General features: G+C 68.5%; 8 protein-coding genes and 1 tRNA gene. 2 read left to right on the top strand and 7 right to left on the bottom strand.

Translation table 11 applies throughout. From position 1 onward, the window contains the following. From VNT50_RS09580 to VNT50_RS09595, 4 genes are all read right to left on the bottom strand, one after another. Window positions 1–1,772, bottom strand: a 1,772-nt coding sequence (locus VNT50_RS09580) for an ATP-dependent helicase (RefSeq protein ID WP_325484888.1), incomplete at its 3' end; no start/stop codon positions are given. Window positions 1,773–1,828: 56 nt separating this feature from the next. Further along, a complete protein-coding gene (locus VNT50_RS09585) occupies window positions 1,829–4,834 on the bottom strand; it encodes a hypothetical protein (protein ID WP_325484889.1) in 3,006 nt (1,001 codons plus the stop codon). A 94-nt stretch (window positions 4,835–4,928) separates the two neighbouring features. Continuing rightward, window positions 4,929–5,729: an ABC transporter permease gene (locus tag VNT50_RS09590; RefSeq protein WP_325484890.1), complete on the bottom strand. Its 801-nt coding sequence runs from the start codon at window positions 5,727–5,729 to the stop codon at window positions 4,929–4,931. Further along, window positions 5,726–6,832: an ATP-binding cassette domain-containing protein gene (locus VNT50_RS09595; protein WP_325484891.1), complete on the bottom strand. Its 1,107-nt coding sequence runs from the start codon at window positions 6,830–6,832 to the stop codon at window positions 5,726–5,728. The genes VNT50_RS09590 and VNT50_RS09595 overlap by 4 nt, the downstream gene beginning before the upstream one ends. Window positions 6,833–6,893: 61 nt before the next feature. Between VNT50_RS09595 and VNT50_RS09600 the strand changes: the two genes are divergently transcribed. Together VNT50_RS09600 and VNT50_RS09605 are read left to right on the top strand one after the other, a co-directional pair. After that, entirely contained in the window at window positions 6,894–7,886 is a 993-nt protein-coding gene (locus VNT50_RS09600) for a helix-turn-helix transcriptional regulator (RefSeq protein WP_325484892.1), read from the top strand. A gap of 58 nt (window positions 7,887–7,944) precedes the next feature. Beyond that, window positions 7,945–8,020: transfer RNA gene (locus tag VNT50_RS09605), tRNA-Met, on the top strand. Between the two features lie 59 nt (window positions 8,021–8,079). Here VNT50_RS09605 and VNT50_RS09610 read toward each other — a convergent pair. The 3 genes from VNT50_RS09610 to VNT50_RS09620 form a co-directional block, all read right to left on the bottom strand. Continuing rightward, window positions 8,080–9,267 carry an AI-2E family transporter gene (locus VNT50_RS09610; protein ID WP_325484893.1) on the bottom strand — a complete coding sequence of 396 codons (1,188 nt, stop codon included), beginning with the start codon at window positions 9,265–9,267 and terminating at the stop codon, window positions 8,080–8,082. Window positions 9,268–9,334: 67 nt separating this feature from the next. After that, window positions 9,335–10,228 (bottom strand): formylglycine-generating enzyme family protein, encoded by an 894-nt coding sequence (locus VNT50_RS09615; protein ID WP_325484902.1) that lies wholly within the window; start codon window positions 10,226–10,228, stop codon window positions 9,335–9,337. Window positions 10,229–10,316: 88 nt separating this feature from the next. Next, on the bottom strand, window positions 10,317–12,620 hold the full coding sequence (locus VNT50_RS09620) for an arylsulfatase (RefSeq protein WP_325484894.1): 2,304 nt from the start codon (window positions 12,618–12,620) through the stop codon (window positions 10,317–10,319). Window positions 12,621–12,876 lie beyond the last annotated feature (256 nt).

The following is a 12,876-nucleotide window of genomic DNA, read 5'->3' on the forward strand; positions in this document are numbered from 1 at the left end:
CGCGCCTCGTCCTGCGGGTCCTTGCTCGCGCGCAGGGCATCGAGGTAGCCGGACTTCTGCAGCAGCAGGCTGAGCCCGTCGGCGACGGCGGTCGGCGGTGCGAGCTCTCCGGATGCCGGCAGCATGAGCGCCGACGCCTCGCGCAGCACGCCGTCGAGGTGCGCGATGGCGGCCTGGATCTTCGGGCCCACGCCGAGCTCGGCCGGCAGCGACAGGGCGTCGCGGAACGTGATGTCTTCGCGGTCCGCGAAGTTCTGGATCGCCGTCTCGGTGACGTCGCCGATGCCCCGGCGGGGACGATTCAGGATGCGGCGCACGGCCATCCCGTCGGCCGGATTCGCCACGGCCGTGAGGTACGCCATCGCGTCCTTGATCTCGGCGCGCTCGTAGAACTTGGTGCCGCCCATGATCTTGTAGGGCAGCGCGGAGCGGATGAAGATCTCCTCCAGCGCCCGGCTCTGGGAATTCGTGCGGTAGAACACCGCGACCTCGGAGTACGCCATCCCCCGCCGGTGCAGGGCCTCGATCTCGTCGGCCACGAACTGGGCCTCGTCGTGCTGCGAGTAGCCGGTGAAGCCGACGATGAGCTCGCCGGCCCCGACGTCGGTCCAGAGCTTCTTGTCTTTGCGATCGAAGTTGTTGCGGATCACGGCATTCGCCGCGGTCAGGATGTTCTGCGTCGAGCGGTAGTTCTGCTCGAGCAGCACCACGCGTGCGCCGGGATAGTCGCGTTCGAACTCGCTGATGTTGCGGATGTCGGCGCCGCGGAACGCGTAGATCGACTGGTCGGAGTCGCCGACGACGGTGAGCGACGCTCCCGCCTTGTCGGGGTCCCCGCCTCCACCGGTCACTGAGCCCGCGCCGTCCTGAGCCGGTCGAAGGGTCGAAGTGTCGAAGATCATCATGCCGCCCGACGCGAATCCACCCCCGGTCCCTGAGCCTGCGCCGTCCTGAGCCTGTCGAAGGGTCGAAGGGTCGGACCCGATCGGCCGCGTGAGCTCGTGGATGAGCGCGTATTGGGCGTGGTTGGTGTCCTGGTACTCGTCGACCAGGACGTGGCGGAACCTCCGGCGGTAGACATCCGCCACGCGCGGGAACGCGCGGAAGAGGTACACGGTCTGCGCGATGAGGTCGTCGAAGTCGAAGGCGTTCGCGCGCTGGAGCTGCCGCTGGTAGTCGGCGAAGACCTCGACGAAGACGCGCTCGGCCGGGTCGCTCATGTTGGCCTGGCGCGCGTACGACTCCGCGTCGGCGAGCTCGTTCTTCAGCTTCGAGATCCTGCCCATCGCCGCCGCGGGGGTGAGCCCGTAGGCATCCGCCTCGTGCTCCTTGACCAGCCGCTTGAGGAGCGCCCGCGTGTCACCGGAGTCGTAGATCGTGAACGACTGGGTGAACCCGAAGTTCTCGGCTTCGCGCCGGAGGATGCGCACGCACGCCGAGTGGAACGTCGAGATCCACATCCCCTGGGATGCCTGTCCGACCAGGTGCCCGACGCGCTCGCGCATCTCGCCGGCGGCCTTGTTCGTGAACGTGATCGCGAGGATCTGGCTCGGCCACGCCTCGCGGTTGCGGATGAGGCTCGCGATGCGGTGCGTGAGCACGCGCGTCTTGCCCGAGCCCGCGCCCGCGACGATGAGGAGGGCGGGGCCGCGGTAGAGCACGGCTTCGCGTTGGGGTTCGTTGAGGCCGACGAGAAGATCGTCGGCGTCGCCCGCCGCGCCGGGGCCACGGTCGCCGCCGACGATGATCATGGGCGTGGAGGCGTCGGTCATGTCCCCTCAAGTGTAAGCGGGCGCACCGACACCCGCCCCTGCGCGGGGGCGCTGACTCAGGGCACCCTCCCGGGCGGCTGCCGCCTGCCCGGCAGCGCGAGCAGCACCCCGGCCACCGCGATCAGGGCGCCCAGGCCCGCCGCCCACCATGCGGCATCGGGCGGGATGTCGAGGTAGACGGTGATGCCGAGGATGCGCGAGAGCCCCCACGGCAGCAGCCCGATCTGGTCGTTCCAGGCGGTGAGCGCCTGCTCGAGCCCCACGAGGGCGACGACGAGCGCGGGAACGGCCAGCCCGAACCCGACGCCGGCGAGGATGATGCCGGTGCTGCGCCTGCGCCCGAACTGCGCGACCAGCGCCCAGGCACCCGCCACGAATGCCCAGACGAACAGGGCGAACGCGATCGTGATGTAGACCGTGCGCAGCACCGGTTCGGTCCAGAACGCGTACCAGTAGCCGCCGGGCCCCGTGAGCGAGAGGGCGACCAGCAGCAGCGCGCAGCGCAGCATGACGACCCCGCCGACCGCCGCGATGACCGCCCACGGCGAGCGTTTGCGCAGCGCGACGAGCACCACGATCACGAACACGAGCCACGCCCCGAGTGTCGCCGCGACGTGCACCCACGAGAGCAGAGACGTCTGGATCGCCCGGGTGGCGACGAGCAGGCCACCCGGAACCACGAACAGCAGCCACCGGTCGAGGGGCAGCATCCCGAGCGTCGACTCCCGCGCGCGCCAGGGTCGCGTCGCCGCGATCCACGACACGCGTGCGGCGGCGGCACCCGGGCGGCGCACGAGCCGCGTGCGCGAGGCCACCATGCCGATGACGACCCAGGCGACGGCGAGGGCGAGCAGGATGCGGGCGGCCCACGACATGGCGACGTCACGGTCGGCGCGCTCCACGCCCAAGTGCGCGGCCGTGAGGTTGAAAGCGGGGTAGTCGACGTCACCCTCGTACCGCGCGACGTGGTCGCCCGCCAGCGCCTCGAACTCATCGCGCGACTCGCCCCACGCGGAGTAGGCGTCGGGCGCCAGTGTCGCGTGCCACCGTCCCTGGTGCAGGATCATCGCCCGGTACGCCGTGAGCATGCGCAGCACGTCGACCTCGTAGTCCATCGTGCCGACGAAGTCTTCCCGCAGGCCGGCGTCGCGCCAGGCCGCGGCATCCGTCGACTCGATCAGCGACCGCATCCGCTCCGCCGCAGCGACCGCCTCCGCACCCTCGGCGATGGCCTCGTCGACCCTGCCGCCGACGATCGACGACATCACATCGAGCGCCGCGGAGTCTCCCGTGAGGATGTCCCACTCGAAGATCCACATCATGGGCGGCGGTTCGAGCCCGATCGCGTAGACGCGCTTCTCGGCGAAGGGACCGATGTACATTCCGCCCGTGACGGCTTCCCGCGAGAGTGCCATCGCCTGGGCGATCGCGGTGACGGTGGCCTCGTCATCCGAGAACCAGCGCCGCGCCCAGTCGACGGTGACTTGCTGCACGTCCACACCCGGGTCGCGGGCGAGGCGCACGGCGAGTTCGGTGTTGAGGTCGTAGAGCTGCCAGAAGCCCGACTTCAGGTACAGCGACATCGGGCCGGCGCGCCACGGTCCGCCATCCTGCGTCCACGTCCAGATCCCCTCGATGCGCGGGTTCGCCGCGAGGAAGCTCTGCAGTGCGCGCTGGTACTCCGCGCCGAGGTCGTTCGGGAACGCCCCGAAGTTCTCGAACTCCCGGCGGCTCTGGAACTCGACGATGCGGCGCTGCTCCCCGATCTCGAGGGTGCGGTTCTCGGGCAGCCAGCTGTAGAAGTCGCCGAGCGTGTACTTCGTCGACACGATCAGGGCGGGCGAGTCGATGCCGCCGAGCACCGCGTCGTACGACTCCGGGTTGGTGTGCATGTCGCCGACGGCGCCGACGCCGACGCTCCACGTGCGGAATACGAGGTCTTTCTCGGATGCCTCCGCCCCGGCGGACAGGGTGCTCAGCATCGCGCGCACCGCGTCGACCGTCGTGACCCCGAGCGCGGAGTAGTAGTCCCAGCCCTCGACGTCGTACACGGGCCCGGCCTCGCCGATGCGGATGACGGTGCCATCGAGCGAGGGCATAGCGGCGTAGACCTCGTCGTACGCGGCGGCGTAAACGTCCCAGAGCTCCGGGTTCTCGGTGTCGAGCGAGCCGAACCGCTCGGTCAAGTAGGTTGCGAGCGGCGTCGTCAGAGTCAGCATGTCGGTGCGCAGAAACACCTTCATGCCGAGCGAATCCGCGTAGTCGAACATCGGCCCGAAGGCCTCCTGCATCGCGAGGGCCCGCTCGATGTGAGCATCGTCGTCGGGATACACGCCGTCTACGCCCTCGAAGGTCGCGTACTCGATGAAACCGGGGAAGGTGATCGCGTTGTACCCCTCCGCGAGGATGTGCTTCGCGAACTCCTCGAACTCCTCCTGAGCGTCGGCGAGGGCATCCTGTTCGATGTAGGGGGCTTCGGAAAGGATGACGTCCTCGAACGCCCGCGAGGCGTGCGAGTAGTCCGCGCCGTCCGACCACGCCGCTTCGTCCGGTTCGACGCCGACGGCCCCGAGGTCGGCCATGCGAAGCCCCAGCCGGGAGGTGACCGTGCGGCCGAGGTCCGAGGCGACCGCGCGCCCGTCGCGCACCGCCGCCGCGAGATCGTAGACGCCCCGCACCGCCCCGGTCTCGCTCTCCGCGACGACCCTCAGGGCGTCGGTCGATCCCTCGAGGCGATAGGTCTCGTCGGCCGGGTCGCCCCCGGCGTACTCGACGGTGAGCGTCGCGGTGCCCTCGGTGCCGGGGGCCGCTGCCACCGCGTCGCGCAATTCGTCGGTCGCGACATCCAGCCGCAGCGTCGACGGCACATCCAGCGTCAGCGCGGGCGGCAGAACGTTCGGCGCGACCTGCGCCTCCGGAGTCTGTGTCAGGGACGGAGAGTCGCCGTCCTCGGTGCGGATGCCGAGTTCGTCGCCCACGACCACGGCGACGCCGAATCCGAGGGCCAGCAGGACGAGTGCGGTGACGGCGGCGAGCACTGCTCGCACCCGCGCCGTCGTCATGGAATCACGGTAGTGGATCCCGGGCGCGTCGCAGACACGCCCGAGCGGCGCGTGTGCTGTCCCCACTCGAGGAGGCTCACGCGCCGAAAGGGATTCAGCTGCTGCGCCGGATGGAGCGCACCCCCACGATGAGTCCGATGGCGGCGAGCGCGAGGGCCGCCACCCAGCCCCACAGCACCGTGATGTCGCCGAGGTCGCCGGCGAAGAGCGCCCGCTCCGCCTGCACCACCCAGTTGATCGGGTTGACGGCCGAGACGGCGCGCATCCAGGCGGGCGCCTCATCGAGCGGCAGGAGCATGCCCGAGAGGATCAGCAGCGGAAAGATCAGCGTCTGCTGCACCCCCCAGAAGAGCCACTCCCGGTCCTTTGTGGCGAGGGCGAGGGAGTACGAGAGCGCCCCGAGCCCGACGCCGAACACGGCGAGCAGCGCGAGCCCGATCACGAGGCCCGGCACGTTGATCGTGAAGCCGAACGGCCACGCGATGAGCACGATGATGAGCGCCTGGATCACGATCGGTGCGATCTCCTTGAGCGCCCGGCCGACGAGCAGCGACGACCGCGCCAGCGGGGCGACGAGGGTTCGCTCGTGCGAGCCCGTCATCATCTCGTACTGCAGGTTCGACCCTGTCGCCCCCGTGCCGAACAGCACGATCATCACGAGCACGCCCGGGACGAACCACTGCAGGGTCTCCCCCGCGGACTGACCCGACTGGGCGATCAGCAGGGGAGCGAACAGCCCGAGGAACACGAGCGGCTGCACGAGGCTGAAGATCAGGGTGAACGGGTCGCGGACGACGGGCTTGAGCTCCCGCGTCAGCACGTTCCAGGTGTCGCGTGTCGCGTTGGGTCGCACGCTCGTGTCGGGGCGCGTCGCCGCGCGAGGCTGGGTGGTCATCGTTGGGCTCCCGTCGTGGTGGATGCTGCGGGACTCGTGCTGAGCCCCGTCGAAGTGCTCTGTTCTTTGTCGTTCTCGTCGTCGCCGGCGTCACCCTCGCCGGCCTCGCGGAGCGTGCGCCCCGTGAGCGCCAGGAAGACGTCGTCGAGGGTCGGCGGCACGCCTGTCGCGCTCGCGACCGAGATGCCCGCGGCATCCAGCGCGCGCACGATGGCGGGCAGCAGCCGATCGCCGTCCGGCACCGTCAGGGCGATCGCTGATCCCGATACGCCGCTGACGCCGCCACTCGATCCGGTGGCCGCGGCCTCGCGCCGCACCTCCACCGGGGCGAGACCGGCCACCACCGAGGCCGCCCGGTCGGCCTCGTCGGCCGAGCCGAACCCGAAGGTCAGCACATCGCCCGCGAGGGTCGCCTTCAGCGCCCCGGCCGTGTCGTCGGCGATGACACGTCCTTTGTCCATCACCATGACGCGCTCGGCATATCGGTCGGCCTCCTCGAGGTAGTGCGTCGTGAGGAAGACCGTCGTGCCGTGCTGCTCGCGCAGGTCGAGGATGTGCTGCCACAGGTTCGCCCGGCTCTGCGGGTCGAGCCCCGTCGACGGCTCATCGAGGAAGATGAGCGGCGGGGCGTGCATCAGGCCGAGCGCGACATCGAGGCGACGCTTCTGCCCGCCGCTCAGCTGCTGCACGGTGCGGGTCGCGAAGCTCGACAGGTCGAGCGAGTCGATGAGCTCGTCGGCCCTTCGCACCGAGTCGGCGCGCGACATCCCGTAGAACGCGCCCTGGCTCAGCAGTTCGTCGCGGGCGCGCTGCGAAAAGCTGCCGCTCGTGAGCTGGCCGACGTAGCCGATGCGTGCGCGCACGTCGGCGGGGCGCCTCAGGATGTCGTGGCCGACCACGCGCGCCGTGCCGCGGGTCGGCGGAATGAGGGTGGTGAGCATGCGCAGGCTGGTCGATTTGCCCGCGCCGTTGGGTCCGAGGAACGCGACGAGCTCGCCGCGCGTGACGGAGAAGCTGAGGTCGGTCACGGCCTCGACCGACTTCTTCTTGACAGTGAAGACCTTGGTCAGGCCCTCCGATTCGATGATGGTTTCGTTCGCCATGACCCCACGGTAGGAACGAATGCGGACACTTTCCGTCCTCAATCTCGGGCATCCTGAATGCATGGCCGAAACGATCAACCGCGCCCTGCAGCTGCTGAACCTGCTGCAGGCGCACCGGCAGTGGACGGGCATGGAGCTGTCGGATCGGCTCGGCGTCACCGAGCGCACCGTGCGTCGCGACATCGAGCGCCTGCGGGAGCTCGGCTATCGCATCGAGTCCGCGCCGGGGGTCGCGGGCGGCTATCGGCTCGAAGCCGGAAGTGCGGTGCCACCCCTCCTCCTCACCGACGAGGAGGCGGTCACGATGGCGATCGGGCTCCGGGTCGCCGCGACCCAGCGGCTCGTGCACGGGCCCGAGACGACCCTGACGGCGCTCGCGAAGCTTGAGCAGGTGCTGCCCGCCGCGCTGCGGCGACGTGTCAACGCGCTCGCGGCGGTCGTGCAGCCGATCGGGATCGGCACTTCGCCGGCCGTGTCCCCCGACATCCTGGGCGAACTCGCCCTCGCCTGCCGCGATCACGAACGCATCCGCTTCACCTACACCTCTGCGGCGGGAGAGACGACTCCGCGACGCGTCGAGCCCCACGCCCTGGCCCCGGCCGAGCGCCACTGGTATCTGCTGTGCTGGGACCTCGAACGCGAGGACTGGCGCACCTTCCGCGTGGATCGGCTCGCCGACGTGCAGCACACGCGGGTGCTGTTCGAGCCGCGCCCGCTCACGGCCGAGGAGACCGAGGACTTCTTCCGCGTCGCGGCGACCTGGGTGCGCCAGCCGATCGAGACCGATCTGGTGATGGAGCTGCCCCTCGAGCAGATGCGGGCCCACTTCGGCCAGTGGGGCCAGGGGGCGACGGAGGAGACTCCGACGACCACGCGGTGGCCGGTCGGCGGCGCGGACTTCCGCGAGACGATGTACGGGATGTCGTGGATTCCGGCGGGCGTGGCCTATGCGACCGACCTCGCCGAGCCCGCTCGCGGGGAGCTCCGCGAGGTTCTGTCGCGCATGATCGCCGCCGTGGATGCCGCCCCGCCGGCGTCACGCGAAGACTCATAGCGAAACGACAGGAAACCCTCTCGCCCCCGCGGTAACGGTGGGATAACGTCGTCTCCATCGCGGCGATCCGGGCGGTCCCGGGCTCCGGTTCATACCCGGGAGCGTTGCGGGTTCGACTCCCGCCGTCGCGTCCACTTCAGATGGGCGGTACGACGCAACGCAGCGCCGTCGGAGGCCCTCTCGGTGGGCTCGGTCAGACCTTTCGGTCCTGTTTCGGAACGACGACTTCGCGCACGATCATCAAGAGCGATGCCATCACCGGAAGCGCGATCAGAACACCAAGAACACCCATCAGGCTTCCGCCGACCATCGCGCCGATCAGAATCAGCGCGGCGGGAATCGCGATGGCGCGATTCATGACGCGCGGACTGACGACGTACGACTCGAGCTGGATGTAGATGAGATAGGCGATACCGAAGACGAGCGCCTGTGTGGGGCTCGAGAAGAGCGCGATCCCCGTGGCGAGGAGCCAGAAGATCACCGAGCCGAACAGCGGGATGAGTGTGATCACGAACGCGGTGACCGCCATCAGCGCCGGGAACGGGAGCCCGATGACGAGATGGAGGAAGAACACGACGCCGGCGTTGATGCTCGACAGAGTGACCGACCCGATGAGTGAACTGCCCACGGATGCGGTGATGCGCTCGGTCATGTCCGAGAGCCGCCGGCGGGCGTGTGCCGGTGACAGCGAGTAGAACGCCTGCTTCATCGCCGTCAACGATGCCAAGAAGTACAAGGTGAGCGCGACCACGATGAAGCTGGCCGAGACGAAGTTGACGATGCCGATGCCGACCGCCAGTGCGCCGCCGCCGATCGCTGCCAGCGTTTCCGGCTGCGAGAGCGAGGTGGAGATCTGATCCAGACCGGAGCCCAGGGCGAGCTGCAGATCGGTGCTGAGCGCGAGGAACCAGTCGGACTGCTGAACGTCGACGATCGCCTCGGGGATGGACGTGACGAACTCCAGGATCTGCGCGAGCACCGGAGGCAGGACGAAGATGAGGAACAGCGCCACCAGCATGACGAAGCTGACGAAGACGATCGCGATGCCCGCCCCCCGCTTAACTCCACGGCGCTCCAGTCGCCGCACCACGGGATCCAGACCGAGCGAGATGAAGAGCGCGAGGAAGATGTAGATGAGGATCGCAGCTATGGAGCCGATCGCCGACCCGAGCACAAGCGCCCCGAGCACACCGAGGGTCGCGACGAACGCCACGACGAGCGGGTGGTCGATCATGGCGAGGATGCCCCTGCGCCGGTCGGTGCCTCGCACTCCGGCCTGAATCGCGTCACCCGTCGAGACCTGCGCGCCGCTCGCCTCGGCGATGGGCGCGGGGGGAGGATCCTGCGGTTGGGGCGCGGCGGCCTGGGTGGAAGGGCTCATGGGGCACACCGTAGTGAGAGGCGGGAAGCTGCGCGTCACTCCATCTGGACGAAACCTGGGCGAAGCCTCAGCGGGCGCAGCGGAATCCGATGTGTGTCGTTGCGGTGTCTTCCGATTGCGCGCTGCGCGCGGCAGGACGATAGCGAAAGCAGTACTCGGCCGAACAGAGGTGCGAGCCCCCCTTCAGTACTCGCCTCGGGATGCGGGAACCCGGTTCCACGCTCGCGGACGCCAGAAGGTTCGCACGGGGACCGGCATCCGGAGTGACCGACCCGGGAATGCGATGCCGCGGTGCGAAGTAGTCGCTTGTCCACTCCCAGACGGTGCCGGTCATGTCCACGAGGCCGAAGCCGTTGGCGGGAAAAGTACCGACCGGGGCGGTGCCCACCCAACCCTCGGCACCCGTGTTCCGGTATGGGAACGAGCCCTGCCACGTGTTGGCCATCAGCCGCCCATCGGGCCTCTCGTCGTCGCCCCAGGCGAAGCGCGCGCCCACGAGTCCGCCCCGCGCCGCCCATTCCCACTCGACCTCGGTGGGGAGTCGCTTTCCGGACCACCGAGCATACGCCGACGCGTCCTCGAAGCACACCTGTACGACCGGATGACGAAGCCGGTCCTCGATGGACGAGCCAGGCCCGGCAGGTTCCCGCCAGCTCGCTCCCGGCTGCCAACGCCACCAGTGCCGCCAGCTCCGCAGGTCGACCGGGCCTGATGTCGGGGTGAAGACCATCGACCCGGGCACGAGATCGACAGGATCCGCGCCGGCGAAATCGCCAGGGTCGAGTTCGCGCTCCGCCACGGTGACGTATCCCGACGCAGTGACAAAGGCGTCGAACTCCTCATTGGTGACCGGGTGCACGTCCAACTCGAACGCGTCCACGACGCGCTCGTGCACCGGCCCTTCCTCCGGATAGAACTCCGCCGAGCCCATCCGAAGCGTGCCCGCTGGAATCGCGATCATGTCGGTCACCTGGCCAGTATGCCGTCGCTCTGTGCGCCGGTCGCATCGTCCATGGACACAGCCGTCGAACGCGCCCGCCGGGGTGGTTCTAGGTGGAGTAGATCACGTGCATGTTGTGGATCTCGCCGGTGAACGGGAAAGGCATCCGGTCGAAGTAGTCGAGTGACACCGCCCCGCCGAGGCAGATCCCCACGTCGAAGCAATCGTTCGCGGTGAACAGCAGGGGCGCGCTCACCGGCACGGTGCCGCTGGCCCACTCTTCCCCGTTCACCGAGATCGCGACGCGTAGCGGCCCGGCCGGACGCGCCTCGACGTACGACGTATCCACCTGGATACTCACGTCACCGGCAGGCAGCCGCTTCTCCGTTCGGAACTTGGTGCGCTGGATGATGAACAGGTTGTACTCGTAGCAGATCTGTCCGTCCTCGACGTAGCAGGTGAGACCACCGCCGGACCCACCCAGCGCGTAGAGCACTCCTTCCGCCGCATCCTCTGTGGTGGCCGCAATGGTGACCCGGTTAGCGCGGTTGCCGAGCGCTGGTGCGATGAACTCCGGCATCCGTCGAATGCCACCTGAGAAGTTCCACTCGCGATACGGCGTGGAAATGCGCAACTCCGGGTGCAGGAACGGCACGTACAGGCCACCGCCGACCGGGTAGACGCTGTTCTTCGCCGCCTCCATGGCGAAGAGCTCCCTCATCTGAGCCAGTTTGTCGGGCAGGTCGGCCGCCAGATCGTGAGCCTGTGTCCAGTCCTCGTCGAGGTTGTAGAGCTCCCATGCGTCGCCATCGGGCGTCCAGTCACGGATCCCCGGCGGCAGGCCCGGCACCCACGGTGCCCGCGGTCCGAATGCCGATGCCATCCATCCGTCGTGGTAGATCGACCGGCTGCCCATGATCTCGAAGTACTGGGTGCGGTGAGTCGCCTCCGCCTCGGCGTCGTGCAGAATGGCGGCGAAGCTCGTGCCGTCGATCACGTCCTGAGGGATGCCGTTGACCACCCGCGGCGGCGTGATTCCGATCAGGTCGTACAGGGTCGGCACGATGTCGGTGCAATGCACGAACTGCGGTCGCGGCTCGGAAGCCGACTCGATCTTCGCCGGCCACCGCACGGCCATGGGATTCCTTGTTCCCCCGAGGTGAGAAGCCAGCAGCTTCATGCCCTTGTACGGGGTGCTGCCCGCCCACGCCCAACCCGCGTGGTACTGGTTATCGGTCTTCGACGTGCCGAGAGCATCGAGGCCACCGAGTTCGTCCAGTGCCGCTAGGTGCTGCGGAACGGCGGACGGAATGCCGTTCTGGGCGAGCAGTTCGCTGATCGTCCCGCTCTGCCCTTCGCCGGATGATCCGTTGTCGCCCCAGATGTAGAGGACCAGGGTGTTCTCCCCGTAGCCCAGCGCCTCGATCTCGTCGACGACCCGGCCGGCCTGCACGTCCGCGTGCTCAGCGAATCCCGCCGCCACCTCCATCAACCGGGCCTGGAAGGCTCGCTCGTCCTCAGGGATGTCATCCCAGCCGGCGAGCGTCGCGTCGCGGTCCGTGAGCTCGGCGCTCTCCGGGATCCAGCCGGTCTCCTTCGCCCGCGCGAACACGCGCTCGCGGTAGGCGTCCCAGCCGTCATCGAACTTTCCGGCGTACTTGTCGGCCCACTCCTTCATGATGTGGTGTGGGCCGTGCAGGCAGCCGGTCGCCCAGTACATCAGGAACGGTTTGTCGGGAGCGGCCGCCTTGTGGTTTCGCAGCCAGGCGATGGCGTCATCGGCGAGATCCTCGCTGAGGTGGTAGCCCTCCTGCGCGGTTTTCGGCGGCAGCACGCTGGTGGTGTTTCTGACGAGATTGGGCTCGTACTGCGATGCCTCACCTGCCAGAAAGCCGTAAAAATAGTCGAAGCCGTTGCCCGTCGGCCAGTTGTGGAACGGACCCGTCACGCCCGTCTCGAGGGCAGGCGTGTTGTGCCACTTGCCGAACGCCGACGTCGCGTACCCGTATTGCTTGAGCACCTCGGCGCACAGCGCGCTGCTCTTCGGAATCTCGCCGGCGTAGCCGTCCCAGTCGTTCGCGAGCTCGGCGATCTGGCCGTTGCCGATGCGGTGGTGGTTGCGGCCGGACAGCAACGATGCTCTCGTCGGCGAGCACATCGCCGTCGTATGAAATCGGTTGAAGCCAAGACCCTCGTTGTGAATCCGGCTGAGAGTGTCGGTTCGCACCTCACCGCCATACGTATCAGGCAAACCTGGGCCGGCGTCGTCGATCAGCAGGATGAGCACGTTGGGCGCGTCTTCGGGCAGGCGGCTCGCTGTCGCTCGCTGCCGGTACACGGACTCCTGCATCGTCCTGCCGGCGATGCTCGCCGAGGGAGTTGGCGGGAAGGGAAGCACATCTTGCGGGTTCACGGGGAAGCACCTTTCAGCCGGAGCGCTCAGTGGATGACGCCTTCAGCCCGGACGCTGATCACTGCGGCTCCCAGCGCCGGGGTGCCGCTTCCTGCACCGTAGCGCGGAGGATTTTCGTCCCGCGTCACCTGATCAGGGTGAACGTAGGCCTCCTCTGCGTTCGGGCCCCTCGCCGCCAGACCGAGTCTCCTCTCAGAGGCGCGCAGGAAAGGCGTAGACGGCAACGCCCGAACAGTCCAGGTCCTGCCTGCTGCAG

The organism is Microbacterium sp. (genome assembly GCF_035554235.1).
Taxonomy (GTDB): Bacteria; Actinomycetota; Actinomycetes; order Actinomycetales; family Microbacteriaceae; genus Microbacterium.